Here is a 16,305-nt window from a genome sequence, read left to right as displayed (position 1 = left end):
CGCTTTTTGGTGTTTGGCGGGATTCGTACTTGATGTTGTTTACTGAGGCCGCTGGGAAGGTGATCCTCGTCCCACACTGGAGGTCCCGGTGACGACACGCGGCGTTCTCTATGTCCACTCCGCACCACGCGCGCTGTGCCCGCACGTCGAATGGGCGGTCGCGGGCGTCCTCGGCGTACGGGTCCAGCTCGACTGGATCCGCCAGCCCGCGTCCCCCGGCACCTGGAGATCCGAGTTCTCCTGGCAGGGTGAGAGCGGCACGGCCTCCAAGCTGGCGTCCGCGCTGCGCGGCTGGCAGCTGCTCCGCTTCGAGGTGACCGCGGAGCCCTGCACCACCGCGGAGGGCGAGCGCTACAGCGCCACGCCCGACCTCGGCATCTTCCACGCCGTCACCGGCATCCACGGCGACATCCTCATCCCCGAGGACCGCCTCCGCGCGGCCCTCGCGCGTTCGGCCCAGGGCGAGACGGAGCTCGAGGCGGAGATCTCCAAGCTGCTCGGCAAGCCCTGGGACGACGAGCTCGAGCCGTTCCGGTACGCGGGCGAGGGCGCCCCGGTCCGCTGGCTCCACCAGGTGGTCTGACCCACCGGTTCCACCCGGGCGGCCGAGGGGCCGGTCCCGTGTCCTGCTCCGCGCCCGTCCGCTCTCGGGGCCTCGCCTCTCGGCGCGGCTGTCCCGCCGCTACGGCCGCGGGCTCAGCGCTTCCCGGCCGCCCGCTCCTGGCGGTCCAGCTCGGTGAGCAGCCGGCGCAGCAGTGACCGTGCCGCGGCGACCTCGGCGTCCGGCACGTCCGCGAACAGCTCGCGATGCCGCTCCGTCGCCCTCTCCGTGACCTTCCCCAGTGCCTTCCGGCCGCCGGCGGTGAGGGTGAGTACGGGGAGCCCCGGTGGTCGGGGTTGTCGGCGTAGGCGGCGTGGCCCTGTTCCACGAGGTCGTTGGCGACCCGCTGCACGTTCTGCCGGGTCACCCCCAGGCGTCGTGCCGCCTGGGGCACGGTCAGGGACGGCGCTGACCCGGCGTCCGGGGAGCGGTCCGCCGAGCGCTGCCTGGCCATGACCGCGGAACTGCACGAGCACGCCGCCCACGAGGACACGTACATACATCCCCTGCTGCGGGAGCGGGCCCCGGCCGCGGCCGACGCCCTGGACGCCGAGCATCTGAGGCTCGACGCGGCCCTCGCGGCCCTCGACGAACGAGCACGCGCCTTCCCGGGAACGGCCCCGCAGCCCGCCCCGAGGTCCAGCACGGGTTCTACCTGGCCCTGAACGAGCTCATCAGCGCCTACCTGGCCCATCTGCACGCCGAGGAGACCGTCGCCGTGCCCGCGCTGTGGCGGCACTGCGGAGACGACGAACTCGGGGCCGTCTTCGGGGCGTTCCGCGCTTCCCGAACCCCGGAGGAGGGGCTCACCGACCTCCAGCGGATGCTCCCCGCCCTGCCGCCCGCGGTCCGCGCGGCCGTCGCGCGCGCGAGCGTCGAGTCCGTGCCCGGCGAGGAGGCGGGCCGCAGCCTCGACGCCCTCTCCACCACGCTCACCCCGGGACAGCGCGCCCGTCTCTGCACGGACCTCGGCGTCGCGTAGGCGTGGGCGCTGCGCTGACGGACGGCCCCAGGCGGCCCCGTACCGGGGGAAGGGCCGAGCCGACCGGGGACCGTCCCGCGGCAACGACCGGGCCCCGCCTCCCGCGAAGGGAGACGGGGCCCGGTCCTCGTCGTCGTGCGTCGGACGTGCGTCAGACGGTTCGGAAGGCAAGCACCACGTTGTGGCCGCCGAAGCCGAACGAGTTGTTGATCGCGGCGATCGTGCCCTCGGGCAGCGCACGCGGCTCACCGCGGACGATGTCCGCCTCGATCTCGTCGTCCATGTCGTCGACGTTCACGGTCGGCGGGGCCTGGCGGTGGTGCAGCGCCAGGACCGTCGCGACGGTCTCGATACCGCCGGCGCCGCCCAGCAGATGGCCCGTCATCGACTTCGTCGCGGAGATCGCGACATGGTCGAGGTCGTCGCCCAGCACCTTGCGCAGCGCCTTGATCTCGGCGATGTCGCCCTGCGGCGTGGAGGTGGCGTGCGCGTTGAGGTGGACCACCTCGGACGGCTTCAGACCCGTGTTGTCCAGCAGGTTCTGCACCGCCGTGGCGACACCGCGGCCGGTCGGCTCGGGCTGCGCGATGTGGTGGCTGTCCGCGGACAGGCCCTGACCCAGCGCCTCGCAGTAGACACGTGCGCCGCGCGCGGCCGCGTGCTCGGCGGACTCCAGGATGACGACACCCGCGCCCTCGCCCAGCACGAAGCCGTCACGGGCCTTGTCGTACGGCCGGGAGGCCCGCTCGGGCTCGTCGTTGTTCTTGGACATCGCCATCATGTTGGCGAACGCCGCGATCGGCAGGGGGTGGATCGCGGCCTCGGTGCCGCCGGCGACCACGACGTCCGCGCGGCCGTTGCGGATCATCTCGATGGCGTAGCCGATCGCCTCGGCTCCCGACGCGCAGGCGGAGACCGGGGTGTGCACGCCGGCCTGGGCGTTCACCTCCAGACCGACGTTGGCGGAGGGGCCGTTGGGCATCAGCATCGGCACGGTGTGCGGGGAGACGCGGCGTACGCCCTTCTCCTTCAGCACGTCGTACTGGTCGAGCAGGGTGGTGACACCGCCGATACCGGAGGCGATGACCGCGCCGAGGCGGTCGGGAAGGATGTTCCCGTCCTCGCCGGCCGGGGCGGTGAAGCCCGCGTCGGCCCACGCCTCACGTGCCGCGATCAGCGCGAACTGGGCCGAGCGGTCCAGCTTGCGCGCCTGCGGCCGGGGCAGGACCTCGCCCGGGTCGACCGCCGCGGGGGCGGCGATGCGGACGGGCAGTTCCTCGAAGCGCTCTCCCTCGAGGGGCTTGACGCCGGAACGTCCCGCCATCAGACCTTCCCAGGTCGATGCGGAGTCGCCACCCAGCGGTGTGGTTGCGCCGATACCGGTGACGACCACAGTGCGATTGGTCGAGCTCACAGGAATTCTTTCTCCACGGTCTATGAGGGTTCGTGAATCAGCGGCGCCACCGCTGGGTGGCGTACCTGATCGGCCTGGATCAGGCCTGGTGCTTCAGGATGTACTCGGCTGCGTCGCCGACGGTCTTGAGGTTCTTGACGTCCTCGTCCGGGATCTTGACGTCGAAGCGCTCCTCGGCGGCGACGACGACCTCGACCATGGACAGCGAGTCGACGTCCAGGTCGTCGGTGAAGGACTTGTCCAGCTGGACGTCCTCCGCCGGGATACCGGCGATCTCGTTGACGATCTCGGCGAGACCTTCGACGATCTCTTCCTGAGTGGCGGCCATGTGGCGCTCCTTCGGTGTGTAGCAGAGGGTTGAACGGGCTTGCCCGGAGGACCGGATATCCGGAAGATCCGGATGCTTGCCTAGGGGAGGGTAACGACCGTCGCGGCGTAGACGAGACCCGCCCCGAAGCCGATGACGAGCGCGGTGTCGCCGCTCTTCGCCTGCCCGGTCGCCAGAAGCCGCTCCATCGCGAGCGGAATCGAGGCGGCCGAGGTGTTGCCGGTGGTCTCCACGTCACGGGCGACCGTGACGTGCTCCGGCAGTTTCAGAGTCTTCACCATCGAGTCGATGATCCGCATGTTCGCCTGGTGCGGGATGAAGACGTCCAGTTCGTCCGCGGTGATCCCGGCCGCGTCCAGCGCCTGCTGGGCGACCTTCGCCATCTCGAACACGGCCCAGCGGAACACCGCCTGGCCCTCCTGGGTGATGGCGGGGAACCGCTCGACGGCGCCGTCGCGGTAGTCCGACCACGGCACGGTCTGCTTGATGGTCTCCGACTTGTCGCCCTCGGAACCCCACACGGTGGGACCGATCCGGGGCTCCTGCGCGGGACCGACGACGACGGCGCCCGCGCCGTCGCCGAAGAGGAATGCCGTGGCGCGGTCCTCCAGGTCGGTCAGGTCGCTGAGCCGTTCGACGCCGATGACCAGCACGTACTCGGCCGAGCCCTCGACGACCATGCCCTTGGCGAGGGTCAGGCCGTAGCCGAAGCCCGCGCAGCCCGCGGAGATGTCGAACGCGGCGGGCTTGACCGCGCCGATCTTGTCGGCGATCTCCGTGGCGACGGCCGGGGTCTGCTTGAAGTGCGACACGGTCGAGACGATCACGCCGCCGACCTGCTCCGGGGTGAGCCCGGCGTCGGCGATGGCCTTGCCCGCCGCCTCGACCGACATCGCCGTCACGGTCTCCTCGTCGTTCGCCCAGTGACGGGTGGAGATGCCCGAGCGGGAGCGGATCCACTCGTCGGAGGAGTCGATCGTCTCGAGGATCACCTCGTTGGGCACGACCCGGGTCGGACGGTAGCCGCCGACACCCATGATGCGTGCGTACGGGGCGCCCTTGCTGGGCTTGATCTTCGACATGCTGTCTCGGCTCCTTGTCAGGCGCCCGCCGCGTCAGCGGCAGGTGAACCGGTCTCGGCGAGCAGCGTGCGGGCCGCGTCGAGGTCGTCGGGGGTCTTCAGCGCGAGCGTCTTGACGCCCGGCAGCGCGCGCTTGGCGAGACCGGTGAGGGTGCCGCCCGGGCACACCTCGACGAGGGCGGTCACGCCCAGTTCCTTGAAGGTCTCCATGCACAGGTCCCAGCGGACCGGGTTGGCGACCTGGCCGACCAGCCGGGACACGACCTCGTCACCGCCGGCGACGGTGCGCCCGTCCTTGTTGGAGACGTACGGCACCTTGGGGTCGGCCGGGGCGAGCGCCTTCGCGGCCTCCTCCAGCCGTGCGACCGCGGGGGCCATGTGGTGCGTGTGGAACGCTCCGGCGACCTTGAGCGCGACGACCTTCCGGACGCCCTCGGGCTTGTCCGCCTCCAGCGCGGCGAGCTGCTCCTTGGTGCCGGCGGCGACGATCTGCCCGGCGCCGTTGACGTTCGCGGCGGTCAGCCCGAGCTTCTCCAGGTGCGCGGTGCTCACCTCGGGGTCGCCCCCGAGCAGGGCCGACATGCCGGTCTCCGTGACGGCGGCGGCCTCGGCCATCGCCAGACCGCGGGTCCGTACGAGCCGGAGCGCGGCGGTCGGGTCGAGGACGCCCGCGAACGCCGCGGCCGTGAACTCACCGACGCTGTGACCGGCGACGGCGTCCGGCACGACCTCACCGAGCGCGGCGGCGGACAGCAGGCCGGCCGCGACGAGCAGCGGCTGGGCCACGGCCGTGTCGCGGATCTCGTCCGCGTCGGCCTTCGTGCCGTAGTGGGCGAGGTCGAGCCCGATGGCGTCGGACCAGGCCGCGATGCGGTCGGAGGCGCCGGGGAGTTCGAGCCAGGGAGTCAGGAAGCCGGGCGTCTGAGCGCCTTGGCCGGGAGCGACGAGTACGAGCACCCTCACACTCTCTCTTGTGGATGGTCCCGGCCGCCCGTGGGGACAGGGACCAAGAACCGTCAGGGGAATTGTTGGTGTCCGACAAAATCCTAGAGTTGCTGATCTCCGTCTACCAGACGCCCGAGGATGAGCGCGATCCGCAGAGTGAACGCGGAACGGACATCGGACGGTGACCAGCCGGTGACATCAGTCACACGTCGCAGCCGGTAGCGGACGGTGTTGGGATGCACGAACAGCATCCGTGCCGCCCCCTCCAGACTGCTTGCCTGCTCCAGATACACACTCAGCGTCTCCAGGAGGGCCGAGCCCGCCTCCTCGAGCGGTCTGTAGATCTCCTCCACCAGTTGTTCTCGCGCGGACGGATCGCCCGCGATCGCGCGCTCCGGAAGGAGATCATCCGCCAGTACCGGCCGCGGCGCGTCCTGCCACGCGGAGCACGCCTTCAGTCCGGCCGCCGCGGCCTGTGCCGACCTCGTCGCCGCCAGCAGATCCGGCACGACGGGGCCCGCCACCACCGGGCCGGCCGCGTACGGGCCGATCAGGGCCTTCGCCACGTGCAGCGGGTTGTCGCTGCCGCCCGCGATCACGACGAGCCGGTCGCCGAGCACGCCCGTCAGCACCTGGAGCTTGGCGTGCCGGGCCGCACGCCGGATCGCCTCCACCGTCAGCTCGCTGTCCCCGTCGGGCGCTGTGCCGAGCACGACGCACACGTGCTCCGGGGCGTTCCAGCCGAGCGCCGCGGCCCGGCTGACGGCCCCTTCGTCGGCCTCGCCCGACAGCACGGCGTTGACCACGAGCGACTCCAGCCGGGCGTCCCATGCGCCGCGGGCCTCGGCGGCCTGCGCGTACACCTGGGCGGTCGCGAAGGCGATCTCCCGCGCGTAGACCAGCAGCGCCTCGCGCAGCACGGACTCGTCGCCCGGCGCGGCGACCTCCTCGATCGCGGACTCCATGACCTCGATGGTCGTCCGCACCATCTCCACGGTCTGGCGCAGGGTGATCGCACGGGTCAGCTCGCGCGGGGCGGTGCCGAAGACGTCCGTCGAGATCGCCTGCGGCGTCTCGGGGTGCCGGAACCATTCGGTGAACGCGGCGATACCGGCCTGGGCGACCAGGCCGATCCACGACCGGTTCTCCGGGGGCATCGCCCGGTACCACGGCAGCGTCTCGTCCATGCGGGCGATCGCGTTCGCGGCGAGGCGCCCGGACGACTGCTCCAGGCGCTTCAGGGTCGCGGAGTGCGGATGGGCGGCGTTCGGGGGCAGAGCCGGTTCGGGATGGGGCACGGGGACAAGAGTGCCTTATCCGGACGCCGCGGCGGAGACGCGGGTCCGGGACAGGGCCCCGGACCCCGGTGGGCCACCGCCGGCGCCCCGGTTCCGCCCGGCATAAGGAACGGGCGGACCGCGGGGAGGCCGCCCGGCCGGTCCGGCGTCTACGGTGGAGGCGTGATGTCCATACGGCGCGCCGGTGAGCGCTACCGCGGTGGGGACGCGTCCGCCGGCATCGAGTCCCTGCACTCCTTCTCGTTCGGTCGCTTCTACGATCCGGACAACCTCCGCTTCGGCGCGGTCATCGCCTGCAACGAGGAGCGGCTCGCCCCCGGCGCCGGGTTCGACGAGCACCCGCACAGCCACACCGAGATCGTGACGTGGGTGGTGGACGGCGAGCTGACCCACCGGGACTCCGCGGGCCACGCCACCGTCGTACGGCCGGGCGACGTCCAGCGGCTCAGCTCCGCCGGCGGGGTGCGGCACGTCGAACGGAACGACGCCGGCACACCGCTCACGTTCGTGCAGATGTGGCTCGCGCCGAAGGAGCCGGGCGGCGAACCGTCCTACGAGATCGTCCGCGGCATCGCCGACTCGACGCCCTACGCGCTTCCGGAGGCCGGGGCGATGCTGCACGTGCGCCGCCTCGCCGGCGACGAGCGGACCGCCGTGCCGGACGCCCCCTTCGTGTACGTCCACGTCGTCCGGGGCGTCGTCAGGATCGACGGCGAGGCGCTGGGCCCCGGCGACGCCGCCCGGATCACGGATGCCGACGGCCTCGAACTCACCGCGGCCGCGCCCGCGGAGGTGCTGATGTGGGAGCTGTCCGGCTGACCGGGCCCCGCTCCCCGGTGCCCGGCCGGCGGCGCCGGACCCGACCCGCCGCGCCCGGCAGCCGCCATGTCGCGTGCGTGGAGGCGGCGTCCGGACGGGCGGGGCTCGGCATGGACGTGCGGCGGGTCGTCAGGACGCCCTGGGAGAGGACCGGTTGGGCGGGGCCTTGGTCGTCGAAGGGCTGCCGGCCGGCCGTGTGAACCGCCCTGGTGTTCAGTGCGCCCGGCCGCGCAGTTCGGCGAGCACCGCGTCGGTGAACGGCGGCCATGCCTCGACCGCCCAGGGCCCGAAGGCGCGGTCGCTCAGCGCCACGCACGCGGCGCCGGCGTCCGGGTCGATCCACAGGAACGTGCCGGACTGGCCGAAGTGGCCGAAGGTGCGGGGCGAGGACGCGGAGCCGGTCCAGTGCGGGGACTTGCCGTCGCGGATCTCGAAGCCGAGTCCCCAGTCGTTCGGCTTCTGGTGGCCGTAGCCGGGCAGCACGCCGGACAGGCCGGGGTGCACCACCGACATCGCCTCCAGGACCGTCCTGGGGTCGAGCAGCCGCGGGGCCTGCACCTCGGCGGCGAAACGCGCGAGGTCGTCGACCGTCGAGACGCCGTCCTTCGCGGGCGAGCCGTCGAGCGTCGTCGAGGTCATGCCCAGCGGCTCCAGCACCGCCTGACGCAGATACTCGGCGAACGGGATGTCCGTGGCCTTCGCGATGTGGTCGCCGAGCACCTCGAAGCCGGCGTTCGAGTACAGCCGGCGGTTCCCGGGCGGGGCCGTCACCCGGTGCTCGTCGAACGCGAGGCCGCTGGTGTGCGCCAGCAGATGCCGCACGGTGGCGCCGTCGGGCCCCGCGGGCTCGTCCAGCTCAACCGCGCCCTCCTCGTAGGCGACGAGCGCGGCGTAGGCCGCGAGCGGCTTGGTGACCGAGGCCAGCGGGAAGCGGTGCCCCGTGGGGCCGTGGGCACCGGCGACGGTGCCGTCCGCGCGCACGACTGCGGCGGCCGCGGTGGGGACGGGCCAGTTCTCGATCAACGCCAGGCTCTGCATGGCTACGAGCCTAGAGGGTCAGCCGCATCGCGGGATCCGGGGTCCGTACGAAGCCGAGGGAGGCGTACAGGGGCTCGCCCTCGGCGCTCGCCCGCAGGTCGACCCGGCGGACTCCGCGCGCCCGGAACCAGCCGAGCAGCCCCCCCCACGCACGCGCGCGAGTGGCCCCGGCGGCGCCGGTCGGGATCGGTGGCGACACTGAAGACGTGGCCGGTCCTCCCCGTGGGATCGGCAGGGCTCCCGACGCGGTGCTCGATCGTGCCGACGGCGCAGGCGGCGAGTCCTCCGGGGCGCTCGACCACGAAGGCGGCCATGTCCCCCTCGGGATCGGCGAGACGCCTGCGGAAGGTCTCGACGGCGGCGGCCTGCCAGCCCGTCTCCGAGGTCTCGTGCCGCGCCGTCGACGCGAGCATGACGGCACGGAGGCGGACCAGCTCTCCGGCGTCGTCGGGGAGTGCGGGTCGTGCGAGGCTCATGGACGGAGGAGGCTACCGCTCCGGCGGCCGCCCCCGGCGCGGAACCGGCGGGATTTCGCTTGCTTCGAGTGCACTCGAACCTTCTAGCGTGGAGGTCATGACGGTGCTGGAGACCACATCCGCGACGACCGACATCTGCGCATCGGCGCCCCCCGCCCATCCCCGCCCCGACGGGCAGGACCACTACACCATCAGCGAGGTCGCCGACTGGACCGGCCTGAGCGCGCACACGCTGCGCTGGTACGAGCGGATCGGCCTGATGCCGCACATCGACCGCTCGCACACCGGACAGCGGCGCTTCAGGAACCGCGACCTGGACTGGCTGACCTTCGTCGGCAAGCTCCGGCGGACCGGGATGCCGGTCGCCGACATGGTCCGCTACGCCGAGCTGGCGCGCGCGGGCGAGGACACGTACGAGCAGCGGCAGGAGCTGCTGGAGTCGACGCGGCGCGACGTCCGCGCCCGGATCGCCGAACTCCAGGACACCCTCGCCGTGCTCGACTACAAGATCAACTTCTATGCGGGCGCCCAGCGGGCGCCGGAGAGGCCCTGAGCCCCATGACGGACGGCACGATCGAGAAGGTACGGCTCGGCACGGCGGGTCCCGAGGTCGGGGTGCAGGGGCTCGGCTGCATGGGCATGAGCGAGTTCTACGGAGACACCGACGAGGCGGCGGCCCGCGACACCCTGGACGCGGCGCTGGAGGCCGGCGTCACGCTCTTCGACACCGCCGACATATACGGCGGCGGCGCCAACGAGGAGTTCCTCAGGCCGTTCGTGACGGCGCACCGGGACCAGATCACCCTCGCCACGAAGTTCTCCATCGTCCGCCGCGCGGACGACCCGGCCTTCCGGGGCATCAGCAACGACCCCGCGTACATCCGCGAGGCGGTGGAGGCCAGTCTGCGCCGGCTCGGCGTCGACGTGATCGACCTCTACTACATGCACCGCCGCGACCCCGGCGTACCGCTCGCCGAGTCCGTCGGCGCGATGGCGGAACTCGTGCGGGCGGGCAAGGTCCGCCATCTCGGACTCAGCGAGGTGACCGGTGCGCGAGGCGCACGCCGTCCACCCCATCGCCGCGCTGCAGTCCGAGTGGTCGCTCTTCAGTCGCTCCGTCGAGCGGAGCGCGGTGGGCGCGGCCGCGGAGCTGGGCGTGGCGCTGGTGCCGTACTCGCCCCTCGGCCGGGGCTTCCTCACCGGCGCGTTCGCGAACGCGGCGGAGCTCTCCGAGGGCGACTTCCGGCGCCGGCAGCCGCGGTTCACCGGCGATGCGGCCGCGGCGAACGCGCAACTGCTGGAGCCCGTCCGCAAGATCGCCGCCGCGCACGGCGCCACACCGGCGCAGATCGCCCTCGCCTGGGTCCAGCAGCGGGCCGGCGTCCACGGCCTCCCGGTCGTCCCCATCCCGGGCACCCGCAAGCGGGGCCGCCTGGAGGAGAACGTCGCGGCCACCCGGATCACGCTCACGCCCGGCGACCTGGCGCTGCTGGAGCCGATCGCGGGGCGCGTGGTGGGGGACCGGTACCCGGACATGTCCTCGACATCGGAGGCCCGCGAGTAGCGCGCTCGCGCCGGGCCGATCCCGGTCCCGGCCGTCTGCTCGGCCGCGGCGCGCAGGCGGAGCGGCCTCCTACGTCAAGCCCAGCACGAACGCCGTGAAGCCCAGCGCGAGAACGCCCGCCGCCGCGCGCCGGGCCGCGCCCACGCCGCGCCACGGAGGCTCGAAGCCCCGTGCGTACCGGCCGATCAGCACCAGCAGCAGGGCGAACACGGGCAGCCAGGCCGCCCGCGCGGCCACCCAGCCCAGCGTGTCGGGCGCCGTCGTCAGCCCCGGGACGGCCCCCGCGTACGACGCGGGTACCGCCGCGGCGAGCATCGCTGTCTGGTGCCAGCAGAGGATCGTCATCGCGGAGAGGTTGACGACGACGACCGGCGCCCACAGCGCGGGCCGTGCCAGCAGCCGGCCGATGCGTTCGCGGAGCAGGATCGCCGCGCCGCTCTGCGCCGAGGCGAGCGCGAGGACCAGCAGCGACGGCGGATGTGAGTTGGTGCGGGACTCACCGGGGACCCCGACCATCGACGCCGGGTAGTGGAAGACGCCGATCAGCACGGCGAACAGCGCGGCCCCGCCCGCCGCCAGCAGCAGCGCACCGCGCCGGCCGATGCGCTTCTCGCCCCAGGAGACGCCGAGTTGGTAGGCGAAGAGCCAGCCAGGGAGGATGTTCAGCACGCTCAGCCAGGACGGTACGGCGCCGGCGTACGGCCCGTACCGCAGGAGGTCGACGGCGGCGACGGACAGCAGCAGCGGTACCGCGGACCAACCGCCGAGGCGCCGGGCGGCACGTACGCAGAGCGGTGTGAGCGCGGTGACGACGACGTAGACGCCCACGAACCACAGCGGCTGGACCACGAGCGTCGCCCCGGTCCGCAGGGTGTCGTCCGGCACGCCCGCGGCCGACAGCACCGCGATCAGCGCCGCCCACACGGCCGTCACACCCAGCACGGGGCGTCCGAGCCGGGCCACCCGTCCCTTCAGCCAGTCGGTGGCACCGCCGGGCCGGCGGTGGTAGGAGAGGGCCGACGCACAGCCGCCCACCAGGAAGAAGATGCCCAGCATCTGCAGGACCCAGCTGACGGGCGCGAAGGCGCCGAACGCGGACAGCGGGCTCGCGTTGTGGATCGCGCCGTCCGCGTCCACGGTGAAACCGCCGAGCATCCAGTGCCCGGCCGGCACGGCCAGCAGCGCGAGGGCGCGCAGACCGTCGATCGCGCGGTCGCGGTGGGCCGGGGTCGACGCCTCGATCCTCGCGACGAGCGGGGCGAGTGTCCTCATCGGGCCTCTCCCCGCGCGATCGAGGCGAAGGCGCGCAGCGACGAGGTGCCGCGCGCGAAGTAGCCGGTGTGGCCCTCGGTGTCGTCCGCGGGCACCCGACGGGCGCCGAACTCGGGTGCGGTGGGGTCGGTTCCGTGGCCGAGTCCGGCGAGCCGGACGTGGGGCACCTTGGAGATCCAGTCGGACGGGGCTTTGGCGGCCCAGACGCGGGCGTCGGTGCGCAGGTCGGCGACGCTGTCCGCGCGCATCCCGGGGGAGCCGAAGGCGACGATGTCCGTGGCGCCGGCCCGCTGCGCGGCGAGACCGCAGACGACGGAGCCGTAACTGTGGCAGAACAGGGCCGGGCGGGCGGCGCCGGTCGCCGCGATGCCGCGGGTGAACCGCGCCAGCCGCTCGGCCCCGGCCTCGGCGAGGTCCCCGGTGGCGGCGTCGACGCCCACGCCGACGGGCGTGGTGTAGCCGGCCCAGGCGACCACGGCGACGCTCCCGGTGGCCTTCCCGGCGCGGTCGTACCCGGCGGGGCCGTGGCCGGCGGCGCTTCCGGGGACGTCCCACGCCCGGTCGTTCGCCGCCTCGTACAGCGACCGCGCCATCTCACGCGTGCGGTCGAAGGTCCCGGCGTCGATGTCCGAGCCCGGGACGACGACGGCGACGCGGCCGGCCCGGGTGAGGTCCCCGAAGACCTCGGCGACCTGGCCGCGGCCGCGCGGGTCGTACGCGAGGATCTGCCGGCCGTCCGCAGCGCCGCCCGGCGCCAGGGCGTTGGCCCGGTACCGCAGGGCCGGCGGTGCGCCGTCGAGATTGCCGACCACGAACGGGTGCCGCACGAGCAGCCGTTGCCGCTGAGCAGCCGTCAGGCCGGCGAAGAACTCCGATACGTCACCCGGGGCCGCGGTGCCGGGGTCGGGCAGGGCGCGGCCCAGCGAGCGGTCCGCCCGCCATTCCTCCGAACCGGGCGGCGGCCCCGTGACGGGTGTCTGGGAGGTGCCCGAGGCCCACCCCGCCGTGCCGGTGACGACGACCGCCGCGACCGCCACCGCGGCCAGGGTCCTTCTGAACCGTCGCATGATCCCCTCTTCCTCGTCCGTCCTGTCGACGGCGAGGAAGGTAGGAACGGGACGGGTGAGGGGGCGTCACACCCGGGAGCCAACTCCGGGGTGATACCGGGGTATTCGGGGGTGGTACCGGAGTAGGGGGCGGGCCGGGCGCGCGCCCGCGATCATCACCGCCCGACCGCCCGCGATCACCACCGCCCGACCGCCCGCGGCTACCGGTCGCCCGGGGTCACCAGGCCCGACTCGTACGCGAAGACCACCGCTTGGGCGCGGTCGCGCAGCCCGAGCTTCGACAGCACCCGGCCGATGTGGGTCTTGACCGTCTGCTCGGCGAGAACCAGCCGGCCGGCGATCTCCTGGTTGGACAGGCCGCGGGCGATCAGCTCCAGGACCTCCGTCTCGCGCGGCGTGAGCCCGTTGAGCCGCAGGGCGGCGCCGTTCTTCCGGAGGGCCGGCCGCTGGGCCGCGAAGTCGGCGATGAGCCGCCGGGTCACCGACGGCGCCAGCAGTGCCTCGCCCGCGGCGACCACCCGGACCGCGGAGATCAGGTCGGCCGGCGGGGCGTCCTTCAGCAGGAACCCGGACGCGCCCGCGCGCAGCGCCTCGTACACGTAGTCGTCCACGTCGAAGGTGGTCAGCATCAGCACCTTCGGCACCTGCACCACGCCCGGCGGCGGGGACAGGATCTCGCGTGCCGCGGCGAGTCCGTCCAGCTCCGGCATCCGCACGTCCATCAGGACCACGTCGGGGAGCGCGGCGCGGGCGGCCTCGATGCCCCGGCGGCCGTCGGGGGCCTCGCCGACGACGTCGATGTCCGCCTGCGCGGCCAGCAGCGCGGCGAACCCCGCGCGCACCATGGCCTGGTCGTCGACGATGATCACGCGGATGGTCAACTGGGGTCCTTCACCTCGTCCGGGTCCGCCACGGTCGTCAGCGGCATGCGTGCGGCGATCCGGAAGCCGCCGTCCGGCAGCGGCCCGGCGTCCAGGGTGCCGCCGGTCAACCGTACGCGTTCGCGCATCCCGACCAGCCCGTGTCCGGTCCCGGACGCCTCCAGCGGTGAAACGGGTTCCGCCGCGGGGCCGTTGACCACGAGCACCGTCAGATGGGCGTCGTCCGAGCCGACCGAGACCCGCGTCGCCGCTCCCGGTGCGTGCCGCACCACGTTCGCCAGTGCCTCCTGCACGATGCGGTACGCCGAGAGGTCCACCGCCTGCGGTACGTCGCCCGGGTCCGCTGCGAGCGACAGTTCGGCCGGCACCCCGGCCCGAACCGTCGCCTCCACCATCTGCTGGAGCCGGTCGAGGCCGGGCTGCGGCGCGCGCTCGCCCTCGGAGCCCTCGCTGCGCAGCACCGCGAGGAGCCGCCGCATCTCGGTCAGGGACTCCCGTGCTCCGGCCGCGATCGTCGCGAACTCCTCCCGGGCGGCGGGGGACAGCCCGTCGATCCGGTACGGCGCCGAGTCGGCCTGCACGGTGATCACGGACATGTGGTGGGCGACCACGTCGTGCAACTCGCGGGCGATGCGGGCGCGCTCCTCCAGCAGGGTGCGCCGGGCCCGTTCGGCTTCGCTGATGGTCTCCTGCTCGGCGAGTCGCCGCTGCACCTCGCCCCGGGTGCGCAGGGTGTCGGCGACCAGCAGCACGATCCCGCTCAGCACGAACAGCAGTACGTGGATGCCGTCACTGAGCCGCTGCGAGACCAGCTCGAAGAGGAAACCGGCCGCGCCCGTCAGCAGCCAGACGGCCACCAGGGTGCGCCGTCGCTCGCGCAGCCCCAGGCACAGCATCAGCAGCAGGTAGCCGACGACCGCCATCGGCGTCCAGGGCCAGCTCCTGCCCTCCGTGCCGTCCGCGCCCAGCAGGGCCACCGCGCCGAGCACATCGGCGGCGAAGACGATCCACCACGCCTTCAGCGGCCGGGTCACGGCCAGCAGCAGCGGGGCGGTCTGGGCCGTGGCCAGGGCTCCGGCGAGGGCGCCGCCGAGGCGGTAGTCCTGGGTGAGGACGTTGATCGTGACGGGCAGGAGCGCACTCACGGCGGCCAGCCCCAGCGCGTACGGCAGCCACCGCCGGGTGCGCGAGGACGTCCTCGGCAGCGGGGGGCCAGACGGCGGTGCCGGTGTGGTGAGCGCCGCGGCGAGCGACCGCAGGGCCTCCCGAGCGGCGGAACGGGCCTGTCGCGCGGGCTTCGAGCGGGCGGCGTCCCGCAGCAGGCTCCCGGCCCGGGACGCCCGTGCCGGTTCCGGGCGGCCGTTCCCGGCGGAGGAGGGCGTGGTGGTCATGGCGGCTCCAGCGTAGGCACCCCGGAGAGGCGGCCGCGTCATACCGGAGGGCCGGACGGGATGTCATACCCCGGTATGACCTCCCGTGCCGCGGTCCGGTCGGGGCGTGCGGTGGTCACGGCGTGCCGGTGGTGCCGGCGCGGTCCGGGTGTGACGTCGGGCGGTACCGGTGGTTTCCGCGGCCCGGTGCGGTTCGCCGGGTACGGGTTCCTACAGCTCCGCGAGCAGCTCGGCCTTCTTGGCGCGGAACTCCTCGTCCGTGACGAGCCCCGAGCTGTGCAGTTCGCCGAGGTGCCGTATCCGTTCCGCGACGCCCGCCGGGTCGTGCGGGTGCGCGGGTGCCGCCGGCTGCACGGGCGCGGCCTCGCGGACCGCCTCGAGGACAGCGGCCGCGAACGGCAGCGATTCGTGCACCGGTCCGTAACCGAGGCCGAAGACGACCGCGGCGGGGTCCTGGTCGGCCTGCGAGGGCCGCTCCCCGGTACCGCCCGGGGCGCCCCGGAGCAGCAGCCGCAGATGGCCGTCGAACACCTCCGGGGAGCGCCACTCGACCCCGGTCAGCTCGGATACGGCGTAGCTCTGGTCGCCGGCCTTCCACTTCGCCGACGAGGCACCCGTCCACGACCAGCGGAAGGACACCCTGTCCCCGTCGAACACCGCCTTGCCGTCGTACGCCTTGAACTGCCGCGGCGCGCCGACGGACGAGACCAGGTACCGGGCCGCGGGGCCGGCACCGGGGCCGGGCAGCACGGCGCGCAGCTCGTCGGCGTAGTACTCGGCCAGCGTCTCGCGATCCGCCGGCAGCACCAGCCGGTACGGGTCCGCGCCCTCCTTCAGCTGGCCCGCCGCCGCGTCCATCAGCGGATCGGCACCTGGTCTCGGCACCGCGTGCAGCACGACGGTGCCGCGTTTGCCCGGGGAGAGGGTCACCGACTCGAGCGCTTCGAGGGGGACGTGCCGTTCGTCCAGCACCTGGAACAGCTTCGGCGTACCGCGGTTCCCCCGAGTGAAGCGGATGAGCACGGAGTCCGGTTCGAACTCCCAGGTGGCATGAATTCCGGCCAGCACATCACCCATGCGCCTCATCGTATGCGGCGGGCGCCCGCGCGTCGCCCCCGTGAACAAGGCGGTCATATGCCCCTCGCCAC

General features: G+C 73.4%; 16 protein-coding genes and 3 pseudogenes. 6 read left to right on the top strand and 13 right to left on the bottom strand.

What is annotated here, in order from left to right; genetic code table 11:
• The first annotated feature begins 88 nt into the window (after window positions 1-88).
• Entirely contained in the window at window positions 89-583 is a 495-nt protein-coding gene (locus BLT82_RS20010; protein WP_093656711.1) for a DUF3145 domain-containing protein, read from the top strand.
• Window positions 584-944: 361 nt separating this feature from the next.
• Here BLT82_RS20010 and BLT82_RS38025 read toward each other — a convergent pair.
• Window positions 945-1,055: pseudogene (locus BLT82_RS38025) on the bottom strand (hypothetical protein); the annotation flags it as partial.
• Between BLT82_RS38025 and BLT82_RS38020 the strand changes: the two are divergent.
• Window positions 1,054-1,266 carry a hemerythrin domain-containing protein gene (locus BLT82_RS38020; protein WP_342029418.1) on the top strand — a complete coding sequence of 71 codons (213 nt, stop codon included), beginning with the start codon at window positions 1,054-1,056 and terminating at the stop codon, window positions 1,264-1,266. The pseudogene BLT82_RS38025 and the gene BLT82_RS38020 sit on opposite strands and share 2 nt — an antisense overlap.
• Before the next feature lie 53 nt (window positions 1,267-1,319).
• Window positions 1,320-1,583, top strand: a complete 264-nt coding sequence (locus BLT82_RS38015; RefSeq protein ID WP_244292051.1) for a hypothetical protein — start codon at window positions 1,320-1,322, stop codon at window positions 1,581-1,583.
• Window positions 1,584-1,734: 151 nt separating this feature from the next.
• On the opposite strand, the gene fabF is transcribed toward BLT82_RS38015, so the two are convergent.
• From fabF to BLT82_RS19975, 5 genes are all read right to left on the bottom strand, one after another.
• Entirely contained in the window at window positions 1,735-2,997 is a 1,263-nt protein-coding gene (gene fabF / locus BLT82_RS19995; protein ID WP_093656709.1) for a beta-ketoacyl-ACP synthase II, read from the bottom strand.
• A gap of 79 nt (window positions 2,998-3,076) precedes the next feature.
• The gene (locus BLT82_RS19990) at window positions 3,077-3,325 is read right to left on the bottom strand and encodes an acyl carrier protein (protein ID WP_017945077.1); all 249 of its coding nucleotides are present in this window, start codon (window positions 3,323-3,325) and stop codon (window positions 3,077-3,079) included.
• Between the two features lie 80 nt (window positions 3,326-3,405).
• Window positions 3,406-4,407, bottom strand: a complete 1,002-nt coding sequence (locus tag BLT82_RS19985) for a ketoacyl-ACP synthase III (protein WP_093656707.1) — start codon at window positions 4,405-4,407, stop codon at window positions 3,406-3,408.
• Window positions 4,408-4,424: 17 nt separating this feature from the next.
• Window positions 4,425-5,363 (bottom strand): ACP S-malonyltransferase, encoded by a 939-nt coding sequence (locus BLT82_RS19980; protein WP_093656705.1) that lies wholly within the window; start codon window positions 5,361-5,363, stop codon window positions 4,425-4,427.
• 89 nt (window positions 5,364-5,452) lie between these two features.
• Window positions 5,453-6,649, bottom strand: a complete 1,197-nt coding sequence (locus tag BLT82_RS19975; protein WP_093656703.1) for a PucR family transcriptional regulator — start codon at window positions 6,647-6,649, stop codon at window positions 5,453-5,455.
• Window positions 6,650-6,814: 165 nt separating this feature from the next.
• On the opposite strand from BLT82_RS19975, the gene BLT82_RS19970 reads away from it, so the two are divergent.
• On the top strand, window positions 6,815-7,468 hold the full coding sequence (locus BLT82_RS19970) for a pirin family protein (RefSeq protein WP_093656701.1): 654 nt from the start codon (window positions 6,815-6,817) through the stop codon (window positions 7,466-7,468).
• A 213-nt stretch (window positions 7,469-7,681) separates the two neighbouring features.
• Here BLT82_RS19970 and BLT82_RS19965 read toward each other — a convergent pair whose 3' ends face one another.
• Together BLT82_RS19965 and BLT82_RS19960 are read right to left on the bottom strand one after the other, a co-directional pair.
• The gene (locus tag BLT82_RS19965) at window positions 7,682-8,506 is read right to left on the bottom strand and encodes a serine hydrolase domain-containing protein (RefSeq protein ID WP_093656699.1); all 825 of its coding nucleotides are present in this window, start codon (window positions 8,504-8,506) and stop codon (window positions 7,682-7,684) included.
• A 10-nt stretch (window positions 8,507-8,516) separates the two neighbouring features.
• Window positions 8,517-8,982 (bottom strand): annotated as a pseudogene (locus tag BLT82_RS19960) (GNAT family N-acetyltransferase).
• Between the two features lie 97 nt (window positions 8,983-9,079).
• On the opposite strand from BLT82_RS19960, the gene BLT82_RS19955 reads away from it, so the two are divergent.
• Both BLT82_RS19955 and BLT82_RS19950 read left to right on the top strand, forming a co-directional pair.
• On the top strand, window positions 9,080-9,535 hold the full coding sequence (locus BLT82_RS19955) for a MerR family transcriptional regulator (protein ID WP_093656961.1): 456 nt from the start codon (window positions 9,080-9,082) through the stop codon (window positions 9,533-9,535).
• Between the two features lie 80 nt (window positions 9,536-9,615).
• Window positions 9,616-10,546: pseudogene (locus BLT82_RS19950) on the top strand (aldo/keto reductase).
• Between the two features lie 69 nt (window positions 10,547-10,615).
• Here the strand turns inward: BLT82_RS19950 and BLT82_RS19945 are convergent.
• From BLT82_RS19945 to BLT82_RS19925, 5 genes are all read right to left on the bottom strand, one after another.
• Window positions 10,616-11,818: an acyltransferase family protein gene (locus BLT82_RS19945; protein WP_093656697.1), complete on the bottom strand. Its 1,203-nt coding sequence runs from the start codon at window positions 11,816-11,818 to the stop codon at window positions 10,616-10,618.
• Window positions 11,815-12,885 (bottom strand): alpha/beta hydrolase, encoded by a 1,071-nt coding sequence (locus BLT82_RS19940; protein WP_093656695.1) that lies wholly within the window; start codon window positions 12,883-12,885, stop codon window positions 11,815-11,817. Before BLT82_RS19940 ends, BLT82_RS19945 begins: the two co-directional genes overlap by 4 nt.
• 200 nt (window positions 12,886-13,085) lie before the next feature.
• On the bottom strand, window positions 13,086-13,766 hold the full coding sequence (locus BLT82_RS19935) for a response regulator (protein WP_093656693.1): 681 nt from the start codon (window positions 13,764-13,766) through the stop codon (window positions 13,086-13,088).
• A complete protein-coding gene (locus BLT82_RS19930; protein ID WP_093656691.1) occupies window positions 13,763-15,157 on the bottom strand; it encodes a sensor histidine kinase in 1,395 nt (464 codons plus the stop codon). Before BLT82_RS19930 ends, BLT82_RS19935 begins: the two co-directional genes overlap by 4 nt.
• A 210-nt stretch (window positions 15,158-15,367) precedes the next feature.
• The gene (locus BLT82_RS19925) at window positions 15,368-16,234 is read right to left on the bottom strand and encodes a DUF4429 domain-containing protein (protein WP_093656689.1); all 867 of its coding nucleotides are present in this window, start codon (window positions 16,232-16,234) and stop codon (window positions 15,368-15,370) included.
• Window positions 16,235-16,305: the final 71 nt, after the last annotated feature.

It is taken from the genome of Streptomyces wuyuanensis (assembly GCF_900103455.1).
Taxonomy (GTDB): domain Bacteria; phylum Actinomycetota; class Actinomycetes; order Streptomycetales; family Streptomycetaceae; genus Streptomyces; species Streptomyces wuyuanensis.
The sequence above is the reverse complement of the archived record's forward strand: the minus strand, read 5'-3'. Positions and strand labels throughout refer to the sequence as shown.